This is a genomic window from Aromatoleum toluvorans (assembly GCF_012910905.1).
Lineage (GTDB): Bacteria > Pseudomonadota > Gammaproteobacteria > Burkholderiales > Rhodocyclaceae > Aromatoleum > Aromatoleum toluvorans.
On the sequence record NZ_WTVN01000036.1, the window covers coordinates 1 to 24,870 of the forward strand.

General features: G+C 69.4%; 20 protein-coding genes. 16 read left to right on the top strand and 4 right to left on the bottom strand.

The annotated features are described in order from the left end of the window. Positions 1-132: 132 nt before the first annotated feature. The 11 genes from GPA22_RS18605 to mgtE all read left to right on the top strand — a co-directional run bounded on the left by GPA22_RS18605 (position 133) and on the right by mgtE (position 10,303). Entirely contained in the window at positions 133-660 is a 528-nt protein-coding gene (locus tag GPA22_RS18605) for a DUF2478 domain-containing protein (RefSeq protein ID WP_169257556.1), read from the top strand. 3 nt (positions 661-663) lie between these two features. Beyond that, complete coding sequence (locus GPA22_RS18610; RefSeq protein ID WP_169257557.1) at positions 664-918, top strand: YkgJ family cysteine cluster protein; 255 nt, start codon at positions 664-666, stop codon at positions 916-918. 101 nt (positions 919-1,019) lie between these two features. Next, positions 1,020-1,844, top strand: a complete 825-nt coding sequence (locus GPA22_RS18615) for an undecaprenyl-diphosphate phosphatase (RefSeq protein WP_169257558.1) — start codon at positions 1,020-1,022, stop codon at positions 1,842-1,844. Between the two features lie 51 nt (positions 1,845-1,895). Then, the gene (locus GPA22_RS18620; protein ID WP_169257559.1) at positions 1,896-2,483 is read left to right on the top strand and encodes a YqiA/YcfP family alpha/beta fold hydrolase; all 588 of its coding nucleotides are present in this window, start codon (positions 1,896-1,898) and stop codon (positions 2,481-2,483) included. Then, positions 2,480-3,328: a methyltransferase domain-containing protein gene (locus GPA22_RS18625; RefSeq protein WP_169257560.1), complete on the top strand. Its 849-nt coding sequence runs from the start codon at positions 2,480-2,482 to the stop codon at positions 3,326-3,328. The genes GPA22_RS18620 and GPA22_RS18625 overlap by 4 nt, the downstream gene beginning before the upstream one ends. Beyond that, positions 3,325-4,239, top strand: a complete 915-nt coding sequence (rarD, locus tag GPA22_RS18630) for an EamA family transporter RarD (protein ID WP_169257561.1) — start codon at positions 3,325-3,327, stop codon at positions 4,237-4,239. The genes GPA22_RS18625 and rarD overlap by 4 nt, the downstream gene beginning before the upstream one ends. A 92-nt stretch (positions 4,240-4,331) precedes the next feature. Beyond that, positions 4,332-6,245, top strand: coding sequence for a ribonuclease catalytic domain-containing protein (locus GPA22_RS18635; RefSeq protein WP_169257562.1), 1,914 nt, complete (start codon positions 4,332-4,334; stop codon positions 6,243-6,245). A 12-nt stretch (positions 6,246-6,257) separates the two neighbouring features. Further along, positions 6,258-7,193 carry an energy transducer TonB gene (locus tag GPA22_RS18640; protein ID WP_425483968.1) on the top strand — a complete coding sequence of 312 codons (936 nt, stop codon included), beginning with the start codon at positions 6,258-6,260 and terminating at the stop codon, positions 7,191-7,193. A gap of 8 nt (positions 7,194-7,201) precedes the next feature. Then, positions 7,202-8,032: a shikimate dehydrogenase gene (gene aroE, locus GPA22_RS18645; protein WP_169257563.1), complete on the top strand. Its 831-nt coding sequence runs from the start codon at positions 7,202-7,204 to the stop codon at positions 8,030-8,032. Then, positions 8,029-8,721: a monofunctional biosynthetic peptidoglycan transglycosylase gene (gene mtgA / locus GPA22_RS18650; protein WP_169257564.1), complete on the top strand. Its 693-nt coding sequence runs from the start codon at positions 8,029-8,031 to the stop codon at positions 8,719-8,721. The genes aroE and mtgA overlap by 4 nt, the downstream gene beginning before the upstream one ends. A gap of 139 nt (positions 8,722-8,860) precedes the next feature. After that, positions 8,861-10,303: a magnesium transporter gene (gene mgtE, locus GPA22_RS18655; protein WP_169257565.1), complete on the top strand. Its 1,443-nt coding sequence runs from the start codon at positions 8,861-8,863 to the stop codon at positions 10,301-10,303. Positions 10,304-10,377: 74 nt separating this feature from the next. On the opposite strand, the gene hemL is transcribed toward mgtE, so the two are convergent. From hemL to thiD, 3 genes are all read right to left on the bottom strand, one after another. Then, complete coding sequence (gene hemL / locus GPA22_RS18660) at positions 10,378-11,661, bottom strand: glutamate-1-semialdehyde 2,1-aminomutase (protein WP_169257566.1); 1,284 nt, start codon at positions 11,659-11,661, stop codon at positions 10,378-10,380. Between the two features lie 79 nt (positions 11,662-11,740). After that, positions 11,741-12,379 (bottom strand): thiamine phosphate synthase, encoded by a 639-nt coding sequence (gene thiE, locus GPA22_RS18665; protein WP_169257567.1) that lies wholly within the window; start codon positions 12,377-12,379, stop codon positions 11,741-11,743. After that, positions 12,366-13,328 (bottom strand): bifunctional hydroxymethylpyrimidine kinase/phosphomethylpyrimidine kinase, encoded by a 963-nt coding sequence (gene thiD / locus GPA22_RS18670; protein WP_211169217.1) that lies wholly within the window; start codon positions 13,326-13,328, stop codon positions 12,366-12,368. The genes thiE and thiD overlap by 14 nt, the downstream gene beginning before the upstream one ends. Positions 13,329-13,718: 390 nt before the next feature. Between thiD and GPA22_RS18675 the strand changes: the two genes are divergently transcribed. The 5 genes from GPA22_RS18675 (at position 13,719) to GPA22_RS18695 (ending at position 23,342) form a co-directional block, all read left to right on the top strand. After that, positions 13,719-14,114 (top strand): response regulator, encoded by a 396-nt coding sequence (locus GPA22_RS18675; RefSeq protein WP_169257568.1) that lies wholly within the window; start codon positions 13,719-13,721, stop codon positions 14,112-14,114. Between the two features lie 16 nt (positions 14,115-14,130). Continuing rightward, on the top strand, positions 14,131-14,496 hold the full coding sequence (locus GPA22_RS18680; protein WP_169257569.1) for a response regulator: 366 nt from the start codon (positions 14,131-14,133) through the stop codon (positions 14,494-14,496). A 6-nt stretch (positions 14,497-14,502) separates the two neighbouring features. Next, on the top strand, positions 14,503-15,018 hold the full coding sequence (locus GPA22_RS18685) for a chemotaxis protein CheW (RefSeq protein WP_169257570.1): 516 nt from the start codon (positions 14,503-14,505) through the stop codon (positions 15,016-15,018). Between the two features lie 67 nt (positions 15,019-15,085). Beyond that, positions 15,086-17,221, top strand: coding sequence for a methyl-accepting chemotaxis protein (locus GPA22_RS18690; protein ID WP_169257571.1), 2,136 nt, complete (start codon positions 15,086-15,088; stop codon positions 17,219-17,221). Positions 17,222-17,249: 28 nt separating this feature from the next. Continuing rightward, complete coding sequence (locus GPA22_RS18695) at positions 17,250-23,342, top strand: hybrid sensor histidine kinase/response regulator (RefSeq protein WP_169257572.1); 6,093 nt, start codon at positions 17,250-17,252, stop codon at positions 23,340-23,342. Positions 23,343-23,384: 42 nt separating this feature from the next. Here the strand turns inward: GPA22_RS18695 and GPA22_RS18700 are convergent, their stop codons facing one another. Beyond that, entirely contained in the window at positions 23,385-24,824 is a 1,440-nt protein-coding gene (locus GPA22_RS18700) for a cryptochrome/photolyase family protein (RefSeq protein WP_169257573.1), read from the bottom strand. Between the last annotated feature and the right edge of the window lie 46 nt (positions 24,825-24,870).

Consider the following 24,870-nt stretch of genomic DNA (forward strand, 5'->3'; position numbering starts at 1 on the left):
GGAGAGAGAGATGGGAAAGAGAGAGAGGGAGGCGGCTACTGACGGGGGCCCCGCAAGGGGCCCGGAAGTCTCCTGTTTCACCCGAACGCTGCGCGGTGAGACAATGGCGGATCGCCCACCTGTGCCGCCGCCATGACCACCGACCAGCCTTTGCCGATTGCAGCCATCGTCTATCGCCCCACCGACCACATCGAGCCGGTGCTTCTCGAGGCCGCACGCGCACTGGCCGGCGAGGGCGTGCAACTCGGCGGCATCCTGCAGCACGACATCCCGACGACGATCAACGACCCCTGCGGCATGGAACTCGAGGACCTTGCGACGGGCGAGCGTTTTCCCCTGTCGCAGGACCTCGGCAGCGGCTCGGAGGCGTGCCGGCTCGATCCGGACGCGCTCGCCCATGCCGCGGTGGCGGTGCGCGGCGCGCTCGAACGCGGGGCGGAACTGGTGTTCATCAACAAGTTCGGCGCACAGGAAGCGAGCGGCTCGGGCCTGCGCGCGGAAATGGCGATGGCCGTGACGAGCGGCGTACCGGTCATTACCGCGGTCGGCGAACGCTTCCTCGATGAGTGGCGCCATTTCACCGGCGGCGCCACGGCCCTGCTCGACCCCAAGGTGGACGACATCCTCGCGTGGTGGCACGAGCTGCCCGCGCAGAACTGAACGATGGAGTGTCGCCCCGCCTGCGCAGCCTGCTGCATCGCCCCCTCGATCTCCAGCCCCATCCCCGGGATGGAAGGCGGCAAGCCTGCCGGCGTGCGCTGCGTCCAGCTCGACGAGGCCGACCGCTGCCGCCTGTTCGGCGACCCGCGTCGCCCGGCCGTGTGCGGCAGCCTCGCCCCCAGCCCGCAGATGTGCGGCACGCATCGTGAGGCGGCCATCCGCTGGCTCGGCGAACTCGAAGCGCTCACGGCGCCCTGAGCGGCGCGCACCGCAAGTCGCAACTGAATGCAATTTAACTTTCACGCCACGGCTGGCGGGTATCATGCCCGCTTTCGCCTGAATTCCCCCATCCCGGATCCATGGACCTGCCCCAATACCTCGTCGCACTGATTCTCGGCATCATCGAAGGCCTCACCGAATTCCTGCCGATCTCCTCCACCGGCCACCTCATCATCTTCGGCGACCTGCTCGGCTACAACGACGAGGCGAGCAAGGTATTCAAGATCGTCATCCAGCTCGCGGCCATCCTCGCGGTGTGCTGGGATTACCGCGAACGGCTGACGCAGGTCGCGAGCGGCGTCGCGAGCAGTCCCGCCGCGCAGCGCTTCGTCGCCATGCTGATCGTCGGCTTCCTGCCCGCGGCGGTGCTGGGCGTGATGTTCCATTCCAAAATCAAGGCGCTGCTCTTCAATCCGCTCACCGTCGCCACCGCGCTGATCGTCGGCGGCTTCGTGATCCTGTGGCTGGAAAAGCGCAGCTACCAGCCGCGCATCAATGCCGTCGAGGAGATGCGCTGGCCCGACGCCCTCAAGGTCGGCTTCGCGCAGGCGCTGGCGATGATTCCCGGCACCTCGCGCTCGGGGGCGACGATCATGGGCGGGCTGGTGTTCGGCCTGTCGCGCAAGACCGCGACGGAGTTCTCGTTCTTCCTCGCGATCCCGACGATGTTCGCGGCGACCGCCTACGACCTCTACAAGGCCCGCGACATGCTCCATGCGGGCGACCTGCCGGTCTTCGCCGTCGGCTTCGTCGCCTCCTTCATCGCCGCGATGTGGGCAGTGAAGACCTTCATCCGCTTCGTTTCCAACCACACGTTCATCGCTTTCGCGTGGTACCGCATCGCCTTCGGCATCATCGTGCTGGCGACGTGGAAATTCGGCCTCGTCGCGTGGAGCGAGGTCTGACCGTCCGATCGCGGTTACACTGCGAAGTCCGGCCCCGTTCCCGCATACGCAATGATCATCTACCTGCACGGTTTCCGCTCGGCTCCCGCTTCGATCAAGGCGCAGGCGCTGCAACGCCGCGTCGCTGAAAAAGGGCTCGCCGACGAATTCTGGTGCGAGCAGCTGCCGCCCGAGCCGGACGCCGCGATCGCGCTCGCCGAACGCCGGCTCGCCCGCTGCCGCGCGGAACGCCCCGCCCTCGCGCCGACGCTGGTCGGCAGCTCGCTGGGCGGCTACTACGCGACGCACCTCGCCGAGAAACACGACCTCAAGTCCGTGCTGGTAAACCCGGCGGTCGTCGCGCCCCTGTCGCTGGAAGCCTATATCGGCCCGCAGACCAGCATCTACACCGGCGAAATCTTCGACTTCAAGGCCGAGTACATCGCCCAGCTGCGGGCGATGGACGTCGCGACGATCACCCGCCCGCACAACTTCTGGCTGATGGTCGAGACCGGCGACGAAGTGCTGGACTACCGCGACGCGGTCGCGAAGTACGCCGGCGCGCGGCAAACGGTGCTCGAAGGCGGCGACCACGGCTTCTCGCGCTGGACCGACTATCTCGACGACGTGATCGCCTTCGCCGGGCTCGCGGCACGATGAGCGTCAGCGCAGGCTTCGACGCGCGCCGCTTCAAGGCGATGGAGCGCGCCGGCTTCAACCGCATCGCCGCCCGCTATGCCGAAGGCGCCCACCTGCGTGCCGACCTCGCCGCCGCCCTGCTCGACGCAGCGGAGCTCGCGCCGGGCCAGCACGTACTCGATCTCGCGAGCGGCCCGGGACTGCTCGCCCGCGATGCCGCCGCGCGCGTCACCCCCGGCGGCTGGGTGCTCGCGAGCGACATCGCCGAAGGCATGCTCGCCGAAGGCGCCCGCCGCGCTGCCGTCGAAGACCGGACCGAAGCCCTCGCCTTCACCGCCGCCGATGCCGAACACCTGTGCCTGCCCGACGCGAGCTTCGACCGCGTGCTCGCCGGTCTCGCCCTCTTCATGTCCCCGCACCCGCCACTGGCGCTCGCCGAGATGCGCCGCGTGCTGCGCCCGGGCGGGCGGATCGCGCTGTCGGTGTGGGGCCCGCGCGAGGCCGTGCCGCTGCTCGCGTGCGCGCAGGACTGCATCGCCCGGCTGCTCCCGCCCCCCAAGGTCGCCCGCCCCTCGGTGTTCCGCTTCGGCGACGCCGCCACGCTGACGGCCGCCCTCACCGAGGCGGGCTTCTCGGACGTGCGCATCGCCCCCTGCCCCTTCCGCTGCCACTTTCCCGACGCCGACAGCTACTGGCAGGCCTTCCTCGATCTCGCCGGCGGCGCAGCCGAAGCGCTCTCGCGCCTGCCCGGGGCCACCCAGGACGCCCTGCGTGCCGCCGTCGCGGCCGACCTCGAAAGCCACCGCAGCGCGGACGGCGGCTACGCCGTCGACGCCCTCGCACTCGTCGCGAGCGCGCGCGCATGACCGCCTCCGACGCACAACGGCGCCGCCAAGGCGTCATCGCGACGCTGATCGCCTTCACCATGTGGGGGCTGATGCCGCTCTACTTCAAGGCGGTCGGCAGCGTTTCTCCCGGCGAGATCGTCGCCCACCGCGTGCTGTGGTCGGTCGTCTTCCTCTTCGCACTGCTCGCGCTGTGGCGCGGCTTCGACGGCCTGCGCCGCCTCGCCGCCCAACCGCGCCTGATCGGCCTGCTGGCGCTGTCGGCCTCGCTCACCGGCAGCAACTGGCTGGTCTTCGTGTGGGCGATCTCCGCCGACAAGCTGCTCGAAGCCAGCCTCGGCTACTTCATCAATCCGCTGGTGAGCATCCTGCTCGGCCGCCTCGTGCTCGGCGAACGCCTGCGCCCGCTGCAGCAGGCCGCCGTCGCCCTTGCCTGCGCGGGCGTCGCGTGGCGCGTGTGGCAGGTCGGCACGCTGCCGTGGATCGCGCTCTTCCTCGCCGGCACCTTCGGCCTGTACGGCCTGCTGCGCAAGCGCGCCCCGGTCGATGCGATCAACGGCCTCTTCGTCGAGACGCTGGTCACCGCGCCGCTCGCGATCGGCTGGCTGGCCTGGCTCGCGAGCCGTGGCACGCTGCACTTCGGCACGGACCTCCTGACCGACGCACTGCTGCCGCTCGCCGGCGTGTTCACCGCCGTGCCGCTGATGCTGTTCGCGATCGGCGCACAACGCCTGCCGCTATCGATGGTCGGATTCCTGCAATACCTCGCGCCCAGCCTCAATTTCCTGCTCGCGGTCTTCGTCTTCCACGAACCCTTCGACGCCGGCCAGTTCGCCGGTTTCGCGCTGATCTGGGCGGCGCTCGCGGTCTACTCGGTGGACATGCTGCGCGCGAGCCGCCTCCCCGCCATCAGCCCCGCCGTCGAACGCTGATCGGCCGTCGGGCCGACCGCCGTGCCGCAGCCCTCAGCGCCCGGCGAGCGAATCCTTTAAACTGTCGGGCTTGCTCTAGTAAGGCGGTTCCGATGTTCGTGCTGTTCGAAGAGGATGGGGCCTTCAAGGCCGGCACCATCCTCGCTGATAACGATTCCTCGCTGCAGGTCGAGACGTCCCACGGCAAGCGCGTGAAGCTGAAAAGCAGCCACGTGCTGATGCGCTTTCGCGAGCCCGCGCCGGGCGAGCTGCTGAACCGCGCCGAAGCCGGCGCCGAGGAGCTCGACACCGCCTTCCTGTGGGAAGTCTGCAGCGACGACGAGTTCGCCTTCGACGACTTCGCCGCCGAGTACCACGGCCACGTGCCGAACGCCGTCGAGTCCGCGAGCATCCTTCTGCGCCTGCACTCGGCCCCCATGTATTTCCACCGTAAGGGGCGCGGCCGCTTCCGCAAGGCGCCCGCCGACATCCTGCAGGCCGCCCTCGCCGGCCTGGAGAAGAAGCGCCAGCAGGCCGAGGCGATCGAACGCATGCGCGCCGAACTCGTCGACGGCCGCATGCCGCCCGAGATCGCCGCGATGCTGCCGCAGCTCCTCTACCGCCCCGACCGCAACCGCGTCGAGACCAAGGCCTTCGAGGCCGCCTGCGTGGACACCGGCCTGTCCGCACCGCGCCTGCTGCTCAAGTGCGGCGCGCTGGAATCGAGCTACGACTTCCATTACAACCGCTTCCTGTTCGAATACTTCGAGGACGGCACGACCTTCCCCGCCTTCGACACCCCGATCGACCCGCCCGACCTGCCGCTCGCGCAGGTCGCCGCGTTCTCGATCGACGACGCGACGACGACCGAGATCGACGACGCCTTCTCGGTGACGCCGCGCGCAGGCGGCGGCTGGCGCATCGGCATCCACATCGCCGCGCCCGCGCTCGGCTTCGCGCGCGGCTCCTCGCTCGACGCGATCGCGCGCCGGCGCCTGTCGACCGTGTACATGCCGGGCAACAAGATCACGATGCTGCCCGATGCGGTCGTCGAGACCTTCACGCTCGCGGCCGGGCGCGACTGCCCCGCGGTGTCGCTGTATCTCGACGTCACCGCGGCGCTCGCGGTCCAGCGCCACGAGACCGTCGTCGAGCGCGTGCCCATCGTCGCGAACCTGCGCCATCACGACATCGAGCCGTTCTTCAACGAGCAGGTGCTGCACGACCATTCCGGCGGCCCCGACTTCGAATGGAAACGCGAGCTCACGCTGCTGTGGGACCTCGCCAACGTCCTCGAGGCCGGCCGCGGCAAGGCCGAGGACAACCGCAACCAGATCGACTTCAGCTTCTACGTCGACTGGCAGACGCACACCGGGGACGGCGCCGGCTACGTCACCATCTCGCAGCGCAAGCGCGGCTCGCCGCTCGACAAGCTGGTCGCCGAGCTGATGATCCTGGCGAACTCCACCTGGGGCAAGTTGCTCGACGAAGCCGGCATCCCCGGCCTGTACCGCGTGCAGAGCGGCGGCAAGGTGCGCATGTCGACCGCTGCCGGCCCGCACGACGGGCTCGGCGTGGACTGCTACGCGTGGTCGAGTTCGCCGCTGCGCCGCTACGTGGACATGATCAACCAGTGGCAGATCGTCTCCGTGCTGCGCGACGAGGCGCCCGCGTTCGCGCCGAAGTCGGCCGACCTGATGGCCGCGATGCGCGACTTCGACGTCACCTACGCCGCCTACGCCGACTTCCAGCGCCAGATGGAACGCTACTGGTGCCTGCGCTGGCTGCGCCAGCAGCCCGGCATCACCGTCGACGGCAAGGTGCTGCGCGACAACCTCGTGCGCCTCGACGCGATCCCGCTGATGGTCAAGGTGCCCTCGCTGCCGGTGATGCTGCCGGGCACGCACGTGCGCCTGACGGTCGAACACAGCGACCTGCTCGACGTCGACATCAGCGCGCGCTTCGTCACGATGCTGGCCGAGCCCGATCCCCAGGAAGCTGCGGACGCGGCCCTCGAGGGCAACTGAGCGCAGGGCGGCATGGATCGCATGAACGCTCCTTCTCCCCGCACCCCGACCGGCACGCCGTCGCGTTCGCCCGCCACCGGCCGCCGCGCCACCCTGCTGCAGGGCGATTCGCTGCTCGCGGTCGCCTTCCTGGTCTCCCTCGCCATCCATGCGCTGGCGCTGTCGATCGGCTTCACGATGGATCTCGGGCCGCGGCCGCGCGAACCCGACCGCGGGCTGGAAGTGGTGCTCGTAAATGCCCGCCACGCCCGCGCCCCGCAAAAGGCCGAGGTGCTGGCGCAGGCCAACCTCGACGGCGGCGGCACCAGCGAACAGGACGCGCGGCCGAAATCGCCCCTTCCGCCCCAGCCCTCGAAGCGTGAAGGCGATGCGCTCGTCGAGGCGAAGAAGCGCACCGCGGAGCGCAGCGCCGCCCACTCGGAGGTCATGACGGCGCCGAAATCCGCCGTGCCGACCCAGGCCGCCGTGCAGCAGCCCGACCCGGCCGCGGTCCAACCCCGGCCTACGGGCCTCGACCTGCTCGACAGCGTCGCCGCCGCGGCGCGCCTCGAAGCCGAGATCGATCGCAAGCTCCAAGAATACGCGAAACGTCCGCGCAAGACCCCGATCACTGCGGCGCGCGCGAAGGAATACCGCTTCGCGCAGTACGTCGAGGACTGGCGCCAGAAGATCGAGCGCGTCGGCACACTCAACTACCCCGACGCCGCGCGCGGCCGGCTGTACGGTAGCCTCCTGCTGTACGTCGCGATCAAGGCCGACGGCTCGGTCGAACGCGTCGAAATCCAGCGCTCGTCCGGCGAAAAAGTGCTCGACGAGGCCGCTCTCCGCATCGTCAAGCTCGCCGGCCCGTTCGCCCCCTTCCCCGACAGCATCCGCGCCGACACCGACATCGTCGAGATCGTCCGCACCTGGACCTTTACCAACGCCGACCGGCTCACCGCCCAATAGACCCGCCCATGGACCGCTACGCCGTCATCGGCAACCCCGTCGCCCACAGCAAGTCCCCGGTCATCCACGCGGCCTTCGCCGCGCAGACCGGCCAGACCCTCACCTACGCGGCGCTGCTCGCGCCGCTCGACGGCTTCGCCGCGACGGTCGCCGAATTCCGCACGGCCGGCGGGCGCGGCTGCAATGTCACGGTCCCGTTCAAGCTCGAAGCCTTCGCGCTCGCCGCGCGCCGCTCGCCGCGCGCGCAGGCCGCCGGCGCCGTGAACACGCTCATGTTCGACGCCGAAGGCATCTACGGCGACAACACCGACGGCGCCGGCCTCGTGCGCGACCTCACGCACAACCTCGACTGCCCGCTCGCCGGCCGCCGCGTCCTGCTGCTCGGGGCGGGCGGCGCCGCGCGCGGCGCGTTGCTGCCCCTGCTCTCGGCCGGCCCCGCCCGCCTCATGCTCGCCAACCGCACCGTGTCGCGCGCCGAAGCCCTCGCCGCCGAGTTCGCCGCGGCCGCCGGTAACACGCCGCTCGCCGCCAGCGGCTTCGCCGAGCTCGCCGGGGCGCAGTTCGACGTCGTCATCAACGCGACCGCCGCCAGCCTCGCCGACCAAGCCCCGCCGCTGCCGCCCGGCCTGTACGCCCCCGGCGCGCTCGCCTACGACATGATGTACGGCCGTGGCGACACCCCCTTCCTCGTCACAGCCCGTCGCGACGGCGCGACGCAGCTCGCCGACGGCCTCGGCATGCTCGTCGAGCAGGCCGCCGAAAGCTTCCTGCTGTGGCGCGGTGTGCGCCCCGAGACCGCACCGGTCCTCGCCGAGCTGCGACGACAGCTGGGCAAATGAAGACGGCGTTGCGGCGCATCGGCTGGGTGTGCGCGGCACTCCTCGCGCTCCTGCTGCTGTACCAGCTGTGGATCTTCACCCTCGTGCTGTGGTGGAGCCACTTCAACCCGTCGAGCACCAGCTTCATGGACATCCGCCGCGACGAGCTGCAGGAGAAGCGCCCCAACGCCGAACTGCGCCACGAGTGGGTGCCCTACGAGCGCATTTCCATCCACCTCAAGCGCGCGGTGATCGCCGCCGAGGACGACAGCTTCATCGACCACGAAGGTTTCGACTGGGAAGGCATCCAGCGCGCGCTGGAGAAGAACCAGCGCAAGGGCCGCGCGGTCGCCGGTGGCTCGACGATCAGCCAGCAGCTGGCGAAGAACCTGTTCCTGTCGCCCACGCGCAGCTACTTCCGCAAGGCGCAGGAAGCCGTCATCACCGTGATGATCGAGGCGGTGTGGAGCAAGCGCCGCATCCTCGAGGTCTATCTGAACGTCGTCGAATGGGGCACCGGCATCTTCGGCTGCGAGGCCGCCGCGCGGCGCTACTACGGCGTTCCGGCGAGCCGGCTGGGCGCTGACGAGGCCGCCCACCTCGCGGTGATGCTGCCCAATCCGCGCAAGTACGAGAAACAGTTCGGCCCCCGCCTCGCCGCCCATGCCGCGCGCATCCGCGGGCGCATGGCCTACGCGCAGGTTCCCTGAACGCACCCGACGCCGCCGCGCGCCCCGGCAGGGTGCCGCATTGCAACATTTTCGGTTTTCCGGGGTCGCAAGAGCAGCGCGAAGTCCGTAGAATTCGCGCCTTACGACCGATCCCACCCACACCACCCGGAGGCGCCCGATGAGCGAGCAGGACGAACGCCACCCGGACGACATCCAGCAGCACCTGCGCGAAGTGCAGGAGCTGCTCGCACGCCACAAGGTGGTGGAAGACCTCGTCCATCGGCAGGACATGCCCCGCCACGAGCTGGTGGAGAACCTCGTCCACAAGCAGCATGTCGCCGAGCTGCAGGGCAAGCTCGACGCGCTGCACCCCGCGGACATCGCCTACGTCCTCGAGGCGCTGCCGCTCGGGGACCGCCTGTTCGTGTGGGACCTGGTCAAGGCCGAGCGCGACGGCGACATCCTGCTGGAAGTCTCCGACGCGGTGCGCGAGTCCCTCATCGAGACGATGGACCCGCACGAACTCAAGGCCGCGGCGGAAACCCTCGATGCCGACGAGCTTGCCGACCTCGCGCCCGACCTGCCGCCCGAGGTCATGCTGGATGTGTTCCAGTCGCTCGACAGCGAGGAACGCGAACAGCTGCGCGCGGCGATGTCCTTCCCGGAGGATTCGGTCGGCGCGCTGATGGACTTCGACATGGTGACGGTCCGCGAGGACGTCACGCTCGAGGTCGTGCTGCGCTACCTGCGCCGCTTCGACGAACTGCCGGACCACACCGACAAGCTCTTCGTGATCGACCGCGAAGACCACCTGAAAGGCATCCTGACGCTGGAATCGCTGCTCATCAACGACCCCGAGATGGTCGTCGGCGAGGTCATGCACAAGGAAAACGTCATCAGCTTCGAACCCGAGGACGAAGCCGACGACGCAGCCCAGGCGTTCGAGCGCTACGACCTCGTGTCCGCGCCGGTCGTGGACGCCGAAAAGCGCGTCGTCGGCCGCCTCACGGTCGCCGACGTCGTCGATTACATCCGCGAGGAATCCGAGCACGAGATCCTCAGCCACGCCGGTCTGCGCGAGGAGGAGGACATCTTCGCCTCGGTGTGGGACTCGGTGCGGAACCGCTGGGCGTGGCTGGCGATCAACCTCGTCACCGCCTTCATCGCCTCGCGCGTGATCGGCGCCTTCGAAGGCTCGATCGAGAAGCTCGTCGCGCTGGCCGCACTGATGCCCATCGTCGCCGGCATCGGCGGCAACTCGGGCAACCAGACCATCACGATGATCGTGCGCGCGATCGCGATGGGCCAGGTCGAACCGTCCGCGATGCAGCGCCTGATGCGCAAGGAAATGGGCGTTGCCGTCGTCAACGGCCTGGTGTGGGGCGGGCTGCTCGGACTCCTCTCGTGGGCGCTCTACGGCAGCGCCTCGCTCGGCATGGTGATGACGGCCGCGATGACGCTGAACCTGCTGCTCGCCTCCTGCGCCGGCGTGCTGATCCCCATGGTGCGCCTGCGCGTCGGCGCCGATCCGGCACTCGGCAGCTCGGTACTGATCACCGCCCTCACCGACTCGGGCGGCTTCTTCATCTTCCTCGGTCTCGCGACGCTGTTCCTGCTGTAACGGCGACGCCAGCCGATCAAAAATGAAAAGGGGCGCCACGGCGCCCCTTCGTGCCTTCCGGCCTGCCCCCTCGCTCAGCGCAGCGCTGCAAACGCCTTCTGCGCCGCGGCAATCGTCGCGTCCACATCCGCCGCGGTATGCGCCGCCGACACGAAGCCCGCCTCGAACGCCGAGGGTGCGAAGTAATGGCCGGCCTCCAGCATCGCGTGGAAGAAGCGGTTGAAGGTGTCGCGGTCGGAAGCCATCACCTCCGTGTAGGAACGCGGCACGCGCGGCGCGAAATAGAGGCCGAACATGCCGCCCACCGAATCGGCGCAGAACGTCACGCCGGCATCGCGCGCGGCAGCCGACAGGCCGTCGACGAGCTGGCTCGCCCGCGCGGCGAGATTGTCATAGAAGCCCGGCTCGCGCACGAGCTTCAGCGACGCGAGGCCCGCCGCGACCGCCACCGGGCTGCCCGACAGCGTGCCGGCCTGGTACACCGCCCCCAGCGGCGCGATGTGGTTCATGATGTCGCGCCGGCCGCCGAAGGCGCCCACCGGCATGCCGCCGCCGATCACCTTGCCCAGCGTCGTCAGATCCGGCGTGATGCCGTAGAGGCCCTGCACACCCTGCGCCCCGACGCGGAAGCCGGTCATCACCTCGTCGAAGATCAGCACCGCGCCGTACCGCGTACACAGCGCGCGCAGGCCCTCGAGGAAGCCCGGCTGCGGCTTGATCAGGTTCATGTTGCCCGCGACCGCCTCGACGATCACCGCAGCGATCTCGTTGCCGCGCGCCTTGAAGGCGTCCTCGACCTGGCCGAGGTCGTTGTAGTCGAGCACGATCGTGTGCTTCGCGAAGTCCGCCGGCACGCCGCCCGAGGACGGGTTGCCGAAGGTCAGCAGGCCCGAGCCGGCCTTCACCAGCAGGCTGTCGGCGTGGCCGTGGTAGCAGCCCTCGAACTTGACGATCGCGTCGCGCCCGGTGAAGCCGCGCGCGAGACGGATCGCGCTCATCGTCGCCTCGGTGCCCGAACTCACCAGCCGCACCATGTCGATCGACGGCATCAGCTCGCAGATCAGCTCGGCCATCTCGACCTCGGCCTCGGTCGGTGCGCCGAAGGACAACCCGCGCAGCGCCGCCTCGCGCACCGCCTCGACGATGGCCGGATGGGCGTGGCCGGTGATCGCCGGCCCCCACGAGCCGACGTAGTCGATGTAGTCCTTGCCGTCCGCATCCCACACGCGCGCGCCTTGCGCACGCTCGATGAAGCGCGGCGCCCCGCCGACCGAGCGGAAAGCCCGCACGGGCGAATTGACGCCGCCGGGGATGGTTTTCTGGGCACGCTGGAAGAGGACTTCGTTCTTGCTCGTCATGTCGGTTTGCACTCGTCGATTTGGCAAAAAAAGAAAAGGATCGGGAAAAAACGCCCCTGAGCGCGCCTGCGCGACTCGCTCAGCCGGGCAGGCCGAAGGCCGCGCGGTAGGCCGCTGCACGACCACCCGGATCGGGATGGTCGAACACGTCGGAAATCACCGCCAGCAGGTCGGCCCCCGCCGCGATCGCCTGCGGGGCATTATCGAGGGTGATGCCGCCGATCGCCGCGACTGGCAGCTGCAGCTCGCGGCGCGCGCGGGTCAGCAGTTCGAGCGGCGCATGCACCGCGGCGGGCTTCGTCGCGGACGCGAACACCGCCCCGAAGGCGACGTAGTCGGCACCCGCCGCGACACCTTCCTCCGCCCGCGTCCATTCGTTGTAGCACGTCACGCCGAGGATGCGCTCCGGCCCCAGCGCCGCACGCGCCGCGTGCAGGTCGCCGTCGTCGCGCCCGAGATGCACGCCATCCGCCGCAACGGCGAGCGCGAGTTCGAGGCTGTCATTGACGATGAAGGGCACCGCGGCGCGCCGGCACAGCGCGGCGATCGCCCTCGCCTGCTCGCGCCGCAGCGCGGCATCCGCATGCTTGCTGCGGTACTGCAGCAGCGCGGGCCGCCCGGCGAGCGCGCGCTCGACCACCTGGAGCAGCGCTGCGCTATCCGCCGTATCCGGCGTGACCAGGTACAGTCCGCGCAGGGGCCAGTCACGCTTCGGCATCGTCGCCCTCCGCCCCCCGCGCCCAGAAGAAGCGGTCCGGGATGGCCATTCCCATACCGGGCCGGTAAGCACTGGACAGCGCCTGCCAGGTGAATTCCTGCGCCTCGCGGACCGCCTCGGGCACCGTCATGCCATGCGCGAGCGCCCCCACCAGCGCAGCGGCCAGCGTCGCGCCCGCGCCGAGGAAAGGCCCCGCCAGCCGTTCCCAGGCATCCGTGCGCACCACGCCCTCGCGCCCGACCAGCACATTGACGACCTGTTGCCCGGGCTCGCCGACACCGGTCAGCAGCACATACCCGACGCCGCGTCCCAGCAGGCGCGCGATCGCATCGGCAAGCGACAGGGCGTCGTCTTCGTCCTCGGCTTCTTCGCTGCCCTCGTCCGCATCGTCCTCGTCCGCGACGGGCGGAAAGAGTTCGGCAAAGTCGTCGGAGTCGATCGCGTCCTCGCCCTCCTCGCCCTCCTCGCCCTCGTCATCCGGCGTCATCGCCGCAAGCTGCAACACCTCGCTGCGGCTCCCGACCAGCACCGTCACATGCGGCAGCACCAGCTCGGCGAGCGCCGCCAGCATGTCCTCCCCGGCGGCCTCCTCGCCATCGACGACGGACAGCGCGGGTTCCAGCACCAGCGGGACATCGGGATAATCGGACAGGATTTCGGCGATCGCCGCGACATTCTCGACGCTGCCGACCATACCCAGCTTGAAGGCCTGCACGGGGATATCCTCGAGCAGGGCACGCGCCTGCGCATCGACCGCATCGGCGTCGAGCGCCAGCAGCTCCTCGACGCCGCGTGTATCGCGCACCGAAATCGCGGCGATCACGGACAAGGGATGGCAGCCCATGCTCGCCAGCGTCAGGACATCCGACTGGAGGCCGGCGCCGGCGGTGGCGTCGCTGGTCGCGAAGCACAGCACTACAGGGGGAACAGCGGTGGAACCGAGAGGCATGTCGGAATCTGCCGGTTGCGCCAGACGCGTGCTCTGGCACGGCAGGAAAAATGCGGTAAGATGCGGCGAATTTTACAGCCAATTTGCCCGGAGCATGCTTACAGATGGCCAACCCGCGCTCACAGACCGGAAGCATCCGGCACGCGCGCTCGTCGGCCACCTCCGTCGGCGCGTTGTCGCCCGCAACGGCACCCGCAGTCTCCGTGCACGCCTCATGGCAACGGAATGGTGGCTCGCGCCCCGCCGGATCGAAGCGGAGCCTGCCCGGTTCGCCTCGAACGACACGCGGGAATGCCAGCGTGCTGGCGCGCACGACATGCCGCATCGCTCCTGCAGCACAAGGATTCTCGGACTCCCGCCGATCGGGGCCCGCCAGCAAGGATTGATGCCATGGATCTGACCGGACTCAAGGTGATGGTGATCGACGACAGCAACACGATCCGCCGCAGCGCCGAGATCTTTCTCACCCACTCCGGCTGCCAGGTGCTGCTTGCCGAAGACGGCTTCGACGCCCTTGCGAAGATCGCCGACCATCGTCCCGACGTGATTTTCGTCGACATCATGATGCCGCGCCTCGACGGCTACCAGACCTGCGCGCTGATCAAGAAGAACGCGCAGCTCGCCGCGACCCCGGTCATCATGCTGTCATCCAAGGACGGCCTCTTCGACCGCGCGCGCGGCCGCATGGTCGGCTCCGACGAATACCTCACCAAGCCCTTCACCAAGGACAGCCTCCTCAAGGCGGTCGCCACCCACGCCGCACGCAAGGCCGGCACGAATCACTGACTGGAGCCTCAACGCAATGCCGATCAAGAAAATCCTCGTGGTCGACGATTCTCCGACCGAGCGTTTCGCACTGACCGAACTCCTGACCGCCAAGGGTTACCAGGTCGTCACCGCCGAAAGCGGCGAGGACGCCATCGTGCGCAGCAAGAGCGAGAAGCCCGACCTCATCCTGATGGACGTCGTCATGCCCGGCATGAACGGCTACCAGGCCACGCGCACCATCTCGCGCGACGAGGCGACAAGCAGCATCCCGATCATCATGTGCACGAGCAAGGGCCTCGAAACCGACCGCATCTGGGGCATGCGCCAGGGTGCGCACGATTACCTCGTCAAGCCCGTCAATCCCGATGACCTGATCGCCCGCATCCAGGCGCTGGGCTGACGCCCGATGACCAAGCGACTCAGTCTGCGCGAGTTCCAGGAAGACCTGGTGCGGCGCTTCGCCGAGGCACAGAGCGGCAACCGCCGCGCCCTGCTGGGCGTGCGCGCGGGCCGCGAGAACTGGCTGGTCAACCTCACCGACAGCGGCGAGATCCTGCCCGTCCCGCCGCTCGCGGCGGTGCCGCTCACGCACGACTGGTTTCGCGGCCTCGCCAACGTCCGTGGCACGCTGTTCAGCGTCGTCGACTTCTCCGCCTTCCACAACGGTCCGCAGACCGTTCCCGGCGGACCGGCGCGACTGCTGCTGGTCGGCGCGCGCCACGGCACGAACTGCGCGCTGCTGATCTCGCACGCCCTGGGACTGCGCAACCCGGACGACTTCCGCAGCAACCCGGACGGCGTTGCCGACGATCGGCCGTGGGTCACCGAGCGCATGCTCGACACCCGCGACGACCACTGGCTGCAGCTCGACGTCCCGACGCTGCTCGCGCACCGCGGCTTCCTCCAGGCCGGCCTCGAGTGAGCGCGCCCGGATCCCTTTCATACGCCCTTCATCGCAACCCATCATCCGATTTCGCGGAGCACACACCATGGCCCTCAAGCTTCCGACGCTGAACTTCAAGGTAAAGAAGAAGGCCAACCCGGAACGCGCACCGGTCGCCACCACGATCATGGAGGCAGCCCCGCCCCGGCGCAGTTCCGAGCCGGCGGCAGCCAAGGGCCGCAAGCAGCAGACCCAGGGCGCCCCCAACCGGTTCGGCGCACTCGCCACGGTCTTTGCGCTGGCGTCCATAGCGGGTCTGGGCCTGCTCTACTACCAGTACCGCGAATCGGGTAACGCGACGGCCTACATCGCTGCCGCCGGCGAAATGGAAACCACCTCGCAGCGCATCGCCAAGGCCGCCCAGCTCGCACTGCAGGGCAACGAGCAGGCCTTCGTCGAGCTGCGCGCGGGCACGAACCGCTTCACCGCCCTGCTCGATGCGCTCCTCAACGGGGGCAGCATCGAGGGCCGCGACCTCCCGGCCGCGCCCGCGAACGTCCAGCCGCAGGTGGAAGCCCTCGCCGGCAAGTGGCGCCCTGCCGCCGAGCTCGCGAACCAGCTCATCGCCCAGGAAAAGAACCTCGTCGTGCTGAACCGCGAGGTCGCCACGATCAACCAGCAGAACGAGGCCCTGTTCGAGCAATCCCGGCGGATCGCGCAGCTTCGCGCCGGCGGCAACGCCCGCGACATCGCGGCCACCACCAGCGGCATCGTCCTGCCCCAGCGCATCGCGAAGAACGCAAATGCACTGCTCGTGGCAAACGCCATCGACCCGGAGACCGCTTTCGCGCTCGGCAAGGATGCCAAGGCGCTGGGCGACGTGATCAACGAGCTGCGCGCGATCACCACCGACGCCGAAGGCCGCCGGCTCGTGCATGAGTACGCGACGACCGCGACCGAGACGCTGGACTCCGTCGACGACATCCTGAAGAACATCCAGACCCTCGTGCAGGCGAAGAAAGCCGGCAGCGAAATCTTCGGCGCCTCCGAACCCCTGTCGGCCGCCGCGCGCGACCTGTCCGCGACGCTTTCGAGCACCACCGGCGGCCTGACGCCCGCCACGCTCGGCATCGCCCTCGCCGCAATCGTCGGTCTCCTCGCCCTGAGCCGGATGGCGCAGGTGAACACCCGCGAACTGGCCGCCCGCCAGCAGGAGGCGGAACAGCATCAGCGCACCGCCGAAAGCGAGCGCAACATCGCGCAGCAGGCCATCCTGCGCCTGATGAACGAGATGGGCGACCTCGCGGACGGCGACCTCACCGTGCGCACCACCGTGTCGGAAGACATCACCGGCGCGATCGCGGACTCGGTCAACTACACCATCGAGGAACTCTCGGTGCTCGTGCGGCGCATCAACGACGCCGCGACGCGCGTGACGCAGGCGACCGAATCGGCGCAGAAGACCTCCACCGAACTGCTCGGCGCAACCGAACGCCAGTCGCGCGAGATCGAGGAAGTCGGCGCCACCGTCGAACAGATGGCCAGGACCATGACGGAGTCGTCCGAGCGCGCGCTGCGCTCCGCCCAGGTGGCACGCCGCTCGCTGGAATCCGCACGCAAGGGTGCCGGCGCGGTGGAAAACACCATCAAGGGCATGAACGGCATCCGCGAGCAGATCCAGGAAACCTCCAAGCGGATCAAGCGCCTCGGCGAATCCTCGCAGGAGATCGGCGAAATCGTCGAACTGATTTCCGACATTACCGAGCAGACCAACGTGCTCGCGCTCAACGCCGCGATCCAGGCGGCCTCTGCCGGTGAAGCGGGCCGCGGCTTCACGGTCGTTGCGGAAGAAGTGCAGCGCCTCGCGGAACGCTCCGCCGAGGCGACCAAGCAGATCGCGGCCATCGTGAAAACGATTCAGACCGACACCAAGGACGCCGTCGGCTCGATGGAGAACGCGACCCGCGACGTGGTCGAAGGCGCCCAGCTGTCCGACGCCGCGGGCCAGGCGCTGGCCGAGATCGGCGAGGTGTCGACCGAAGCGGCGCGCCTCATCGAACAGATTTCCAGCGACACGCAGCATCAGGCGGCCACGGCGACGCGCGTGGCGGAAACGATGAAGGAGATTCTCGCGATTACCGAACAGACCGCGACCGGCACGCGCCAGACCGCGGTGTCCGTCGGTCAGCTCGCGGACCTCGCGGTCGAACTGAAGGGCTCGGTATCGGGCTTCAAGGTCTGACGCACGCCTCCTCGCTCGGGAACCGGCCATGACGCACCCTACTGAACTCGATCTGGGCCCGCTCACGTGGGTCAAGAACGAAATCGACCTCGCCCTCGCACGGGCCGACGAAGCGCTCGAACAGGCACTTTCCGCGACCGACGCAGCCGGCCGCGTGCAGTTCGCGCAGACTCATCTGCATCAGGTACGCGGCGCCCTCTCGATCGTCGGGCTGGACGGGCTCACGCAGTTCGCCTCGGCGCTCGACCTGTCGCTGGGCGCCTTTGCCCGCGGCGAGCGCCCCCTCGATGCAGACACCGTCGCGCTGGCACGACGCGCGCTCGCCACGGTGGGGAACTACCTCGAAGAGCTCGTGCATGGCACGCCCGACCAGCCGCTGCGCCTGCTGCCGCTGTACCGGGAAATCAACGCCATCCGCAGCGCCGATCCCGTCTCGCCGGCGGAGCTGTTCTTCCCCGATCTCACGCAGCGCCCGCCGCGCCGCCACATCGCGAGCAGCGCGCTTGCCGGCGAAGCCCGGCAGGCACAGCTGCGCGCGCAACGGTCGCTCTTTCAGCGCGGCCTGCTCCAGTGGCTGCGCACGCCCGCGGACCCGGCCGGCCCGTCGGCCATGCTGGACGCGGTCAAGGGCATCGAGGTCCTGCATACCGGCACCCCGGTCACCAACCTGTGGTACGCCGCGCAGGCCTTCCTCGAAGCCCTGGCCAGCGGCGATCTTCAGCCCCAACCCGAAGTCAAGCGCCTGTGCTCGCAACTCGACGCCCAGCTCAAGCGCCTGGCTGACCAGCCGGCCGCCGTGCCCGACCGCTTCGTCCGCGAACTGCTGTACTGGGTCGCGCAGGCCCCGGCTCGCACCCCCCAGCAACAGGCCGTGCGCGACACCTGGCATCCGGCGACCCTGATTCCCGAGGCCGGCTCGACCGTCAGCGTCACCCCGCTCGCCCCGCTGCTCAAGGCGCTGCAAGGCTCGATGGCCGCCACCAAGCAGGCCTGGGACGAATTCTCGGAAGGCCACGCCGCCGCCCTGCCGCGCTTCGCGAGCAGCCTCGCCGACCTCGCAGCCCAGGCGCCGCAGCTCGGGCGGCCCGCGCTCGACCGCCTGCTCGAGGCCCTCATCGACTTCGTCCGCTGGCTGCGCAAGGATCCACTGCAGAACAACGAAAAAGTCGCCATCGAGGTTGCCACGGCGCTGCTGCTCGCCGAAGGGGCGCTCGACCGCGTGGTACCGGACACCGGCTTCTCGACCCAGGTCGCCGACACCGTCGGCCGCCTCGGTGCCGTCGCCCGCGGCGAAGCGGTCGAACCGGCCGAGCATTCGCCGACGGTCGAGACGGCACGTCGCCTGCAGGAACGCGAGGCGGTCGGCCAGCTCGCCCGCGAAATCCTGTCGAGCCTCGCGCAGATCGAACAGATCCTCGACGATTTCTTCCGCAACCAGGAGAAGCGTGCGCCACTCGCCAACCTCGCGACGCCGCTCAAGCAGGTGGAAGGCGCACTGACGCTGATCGGCGACCCCGATGCGATCGCCCTCGTGCATGGCGCGGCAACGGCCGTCGCCGAACTCGCCGCGACCAACGCGGAGCCCGCGCCGGGCCAGTTCGAGGGACTCGCGCAGCGCTTGTCCGCCCTGGGCTTCTACGTCCAGGCCCTGCAACACGGCCCCGCGACCCTGCAGAGCTTCCTCCACCCCGGAGCGCGACAGGCGCCCGTTGCCGGAGAGGCACCGGCCCTCACGATCGAGCTGCCGCGTTTTGCCGAGGAGACTCCGCCAGCCCCGAAGGCGGCCGCACCCGCGGCGCCTGCCCGGGAGGAGCCCGTCGCGGCACCGGCTGCGGCCTTCGAAGCCCTGGCGACCGAGGCTCCCGCACCCGAGGCCGAGCCAGCCGAGACGGCCGTAGCGATCGAGGAAGCCGAAACCGACCTTAACTTCCAGCCCGCGCTCGAACCGGCCGCGCCGCCCACGCCGGAAATCGACTTCGCACCGATCGAGCTGCCGCCCGAAGTACCGACGGCAGCCCCCGTGACGCCTCCCCCGGCGCCTAGCCCCGTCCCCAGTGCGGCGGAGATCGACGCCGAACTCCTCGAGATCTTCATCGAGGAAGCGCACGAAGTCCTCGCCAACATCGCCGAACAGCTCGAACTGTCGCGCACCGCGCCGGGCAATACGGAGCACCTCACGTCGATCCGGCGCGGATTCCATACGCTCAAGGGCAGCGGCCGCATGGTCGGCCTGCGGGATCTCGGCGAAGCCGCGTGGGGACTGGAACAGACGCTCAATCGCTGGCTGCAGCTCGAATGGACGCCGACCCCGGCGCTGCACCACCTCATCGACGAGGCCTACCAGAGCTTCTCCGAATGGGCGACGGAGCTCGAGGCCGGCGGCAGCCAGACGCGCGAGGTGTCCGCCCTGATGGCGGAGGCCGAACGCCTGCGCAGCAGTGACACGCCGATCAGCGAACCGGCCGCGCTTGTCGCCCCCGCCAGCGAGACCGCGGCCCCCGCCGAAGAGACAGTCGTCGACCTGCCCTTCGCAACGCTCGAACAGGCCGAAAGCGGCGAAATCCTCCCGTTCGCCGCACCGCCGGCGCCCGCCGAAGAGCCGCTCGAGGAGATCCTCGAAGTCGCGGCCCTGGACGCGGACATTCCGCTCGCCATGCAGGCGCCGGACGACGGTCACGGGTCCGCCATCACGACCGAATACGGACCGGAAACCACCCCGTTCGAGCCGCCCGCCGCAGCCGAGGCCGCCGACGAAATCGCGTTACCGGAAGAAGCCATCGTAGCGACCGACGCGATACCGCTCGAAGGCGGCGCAGCGTGGCTCGTCGAACGGGAAATTCCCCTCGAACCGCTCGACGAGGAAACGGTCGAGCTTGGCGAACTCGACGAGGAAGTATCGGCAACCGAGATCGGCGGCGAACTGGAGTTCCCGATCGAAGTGCTGGAGGACGCCCCGACCGCGGCAGCCGCCGAAGTCGAGGGGGTGCCCGAACTCGCGGACGTGCCCGAAACGGGCCTCGCGGGCGCGTTCGAGGAGGCGCTCGAACTGGACGAATCCATCGCCCTCGAACGAACCGAAGGGCTCGCGATGCCCTTCGAGTTCGGGAAGGCGGAGGAACTCGAGGAGCCGGCCGGATTCGAGGAGGAGATCGAGCTCGAGGAGACGATCGAACTCGAACCGCTCGCGCCCGCTGCAGACGAGGCCGACACGGAAGAAGCGCTCGAACTGGAAGAGTTGGAGGTCATCGAGGAACCCCTGGCCGCCGAAGCCCTCGCCCCGAGCGTGACGCCGGCGGAACCGGAGCCCCCTGCAGAGGAGCCCGCCGAGGCGGAAGAGGCCACGGTCGACCTCGAGGAAATCGAAGCGCCGGTGGAACGGGACGTCGTGTACGTGGGCGACAACGAAATCAGTCGCCCGCTCTTCGACCTCTATCTCGGTGAAGCGCGGCATCACCTGGGAACCCTGCGGGGCGAACTCGGCCGCCTCGCCGCCAACCCCACCCTGATCCCGGCGGAATCCGCACTGCGTGCCGCCCACACGCTCGCCGGCATCTCGGGCACCACGCGCCTGATGAGCGTGCAGGCGCTCGCTCGCGGGCTCGAACACGCGATCGAGCGCCTGCGCGAAGGTGCGCACCCGCCGACAGCCGAACAATCCGCGGTGCTGAAGAGCTCCAACGACACGCTCGAGGCCATGGTCGCGCAGATCGCATTGCGACAGCTGCCGCTGGAGGTCCCGGAGCTCGTCGAGCAACTGGACGGTATCGGTCGCACGCTGGTCTCGCTCGACGCGGGCATCGAAGCCGAGGAGCTGGCCATCGCGGCGGCGGCACCGGCACAACCGGCAGTCGCCGCGGAAGCCGAAGCCGCGCGGCCCGCTGCGGTCACCGACGACCTCGACGAACAGCTCCTGCCCGTCTTCCTCGAAGAAGGCGCGGAGCTTCTCGCCGATCTTCACGCGTCCCTGCGCCGCTGGAGCGGCGGCGACGCCTCGGCCGACCACGCCAAGGCGACGGCGCGCCTGCTGCACACGCTGAAGGGCAGCGCTCGCATGGCCGGTGCGATGAGCCTCGGCGAGCACGTGCACCAGCTCGAATCGCAACTCGAGGCGGGGCGCGAAGCCGGGCGCGAGGCCGCGGAGCTGATCGACGAACTGGTCGGCGGCCTCGACCGTACCGAGCAGATGATGAACGCGCTGACCGGCAGCCCGGCCCCCGCAGCCGAGGGGACAGGCGCCGAAGTGACGGTTTCGGTCGCCGCCGCCCCCGAGGGCGAGCCGGCGGAGCCCGAAAGCAGCGCAACCGCCACCCTGCGCGTGCGCGCCGGCACGATCGACCGCTTCGTGAACGAAGCCGGCGAAATCGGCATCGCGCGCACCCGTATCGCCGGCGAGCTGCGCACGCTGCGCCGCTCGCTGCTGGACCTCACCGAAAACGTCATCCGCCTGCGCAACCAGCTGCGCGAGGTCGAGATCCAGGCCGACGTGCAGATGCAATCGCGCATCGCCCACACCGGCACGCACGAAGGCGACTTCGACCCGCTGGAGATGGACCGCTACACGCGCCTGCAGGAACTCACGCGGATGATGGCCGAGAGCGTCGGCGACGTCACGACGGTGCAGCAGAGCCTGTTGCGCAACCTCGACGGCGCCGAACTCGCACTGAACAGCCAGGCGCGGCTGTCGCGCGACCTGCAGCAGGCGCTGATGCAGGTGCGCATGGTGCCCTTCGACAGCCTCGCCGACCGCCTGTACCGCGTGACGCGGCAGACCGCGAAGGATCTCGGCAAGCGCGCGAACCTCGACCTGCGCGGCGGGCGCATCGAAATCGACCGAAGCGTGCTGGAACACATCACCGCCCCGCTCGAACACCTGCTGCGCAATGCCATCGCGCACGGCATCGAAGGTCCCGAGGCGCGCCACGCTGCCGGCAAGAACGAGATCGGCCAGATCACGCTCAGCGTCAGCCAGGAAGGCAACGAAATCGCGATCAGCCTCGCCGACGACGGCGGTGGACTCGACTACGACCGCATTGCCGAGCGCGCCCGCGCGAACGGCCTCCTCGGCCCGGACGAGATCGCCGACGAGCGCCGCCTCACCAATCTCATCTTCCTGCCCGGCTTCTCGACCGCCGGCAACGTGTCGACCGTGTCGGGCCGCGGCGTCGGCATGGACGTCGTGAAATCCGAAACCGCCGCCGTCGGCGGGCGCATCGACATCCGCGCGACCCGCGGCGCGGGAACCGAATTCCGCATCTACCTGCCGCTCACGCTGGCGGTGACGCAGGCGCTGCTGGTCAGCGCCGCCGGCCGCACCTTCGCGATCCCCTCGAGCATGGTCGCCCAGGTGATGGAACTGAAGGCCAACGCGCTGCAGGAGCTGCGCGCAGCCGGCGGCACCGAGTGGCAGGACATGCACTTCAACTATCGCTACCTGCCGCGCCTGCTCGGGGACGCGAGCAGCCAGCCGGAGGAGCAGCGCTTCAGCTGGGTGCTGCTGCTGCGCGCCGGCGCCCAGACGCTTGCCCTGCACGTCGATGCGCTGCGCGGCAACCAGGAAATCGTCGTCAAGAACGCCGGCCCGCAGCTCGCGCGCGTCGTCGGCATCTCGGGCGCAACGGTGTTGGGCGACGGCGAGATCGTGCTGATCCTGAACCCCGTCGCGCTCGCCAGCCGCAGTCTCGCCGAGACCGCGGAAGGAGCGGGAGCAGCCGCCCCCGTGGAGGCGCAGGCACCGGCGGCACAGCCGACCGTGATGGTGGTCGACGACTCGCTGACCGTGCGCAAGATCACCGGCCGCCTGCTCGAGCGCGAAGGCTACCGCGTGATCACGGCGAAGGACGGCGTCGAGGCGCTGGAGCGGCTGATCGAGTCGGTGCCCGACGTGATCCTGTCGGACATCGAGATGCCGCGCATGGACGGCTTCGACCTGCTGCGCAACATCCGCGCCGATGCGCGCATGCGCGACGTGCCGGTGATCATGATCACCTCGCGCCTCGCGGACAAGCATCGCCAGTTGGCCGAGAAGATCGGCGCCAACGAGTATCTCGGCAAGCCTTACGAGGAAGGCGAGCTGTTGGCGCTGCTGCAGCACTACACCGCGAAAGCCCCCGCAGTGGTCTGACGCCCCCGGGACGAAGCCCGGCGCCGCGCGGCGCCGGCGCTCTCAGGCGCGTACCACGGCGAAGCGCGCGAGCGTCCGTGCGCGCGCCACGGCGTGGTCGACGACCGGTGCCGGATATTCCCGGCCGATGCGCACGCCCGCTGCCGCCTGCTCCGCCGCCCCCATCTGCCACGGCGCATGGATGTATCGGTCCGGCACGCGCACGAGCTCCGGCACGTAGCGACGGATGAAGCGCCCGCCCGGATCGAAACGCGCCGACTGCGCCACCGGATTGAAGATGCGGAAATACGGTTGCGCGTCGCAGCCCGTCGACGCGGCCCACTGCCACCCCCCGTTGTTCGCCGCGAGGTCGTAATCGATCAGGTGGTCGGCAAAGTGGCGCTCGCCGCGCCGCCAGTCGATTCCCAGATCCTTGGTCAGGAAGGACGCGACGACCATGCGCAGCCGGTTGTGCATGTAGCCCGTCGTGGCGAGCTGACGCATCGCCGCGTCGACCAGCGGATACCCCGTGCGCCCCTCGCGCCACGCCGCAAACAGTTCCGGCGCCGCATCCCACACGATGCGGTCGTACGCAGGCTTGAAGCTCGCCATCACGACGCGCGGGTGATGCGCCAGGATCATGTGGTAGAAGTCGCGCCATACCAGCTCGCCGAGCCAGCTCTGCGCCCCGGCCCCGCCGTCGGCCTGTGCAAACGCAGCCAGTTCGCGGATCGACACCGTACCGAAGCGCAAGTGCGCGGACAGATAGGAGACCCCCTTCACGGCCGGGTAGTCCCGCGCTTCGCGGTAGCGCCCGATACGGCCGGCGAAATCCTCGAACAGGGCCCGTCCGCCGGCCATGCCCGTGGGCAGACGCAGTTCGGCGAGGTTCGTCTCGGTGAAGCCCAGCTCGTCGAGGCCCGGCACGCGCTCACCGTCAGCCTTGGGCACCAGCCGCGCGGCGTAGCGCTCCACCGGATAGGCCTGCACGTAGAAGCCGTCGAGCTTCTTCAGCCACGCATTCCGGTACGGCGTGAAGACGCTATACGGATGCCCGCCCTGCGTCAGGATCTCGTCGCGCTCGAAGATCACCTGATCCTTGAAATCCTCGAAGCCGATCCCCGCCGCCGCAAGCCGCCCGGCCACCCGCCGGTCGCGCGCAAGCGCAGCCGGCTCGTAGTCGCGATTCGTGAGTACTGCCGTCACCCCGAGCTGCACGGCCAGGGTCGGAATCTCCTCGTCGGCACGCCCGTGCCGCACGACGATGCCCGCCCCGCCCCCGCCCGCCTGGCGCGACAGCGCATCGAGCGCCACGTCCAGCGCCTGCAGGCTGCGCCAGATGAACTCGACGCGCCGGTCGCTACGGCTGGGCAACGCGTCCAGGATCTCCGTGTCGAAGACGAACGCACAATGCACGCGCCCGAAGCGGCGCAGCGCGTGATACAGCGCCGCGTGATCGTAACTGCGCAGGTCGCGGCGGAACCAGACGAGGGCGGATGGCATCCAGGGGGGAAGCGGCGAATACGGAAAGATGCATTCTGACGCAACC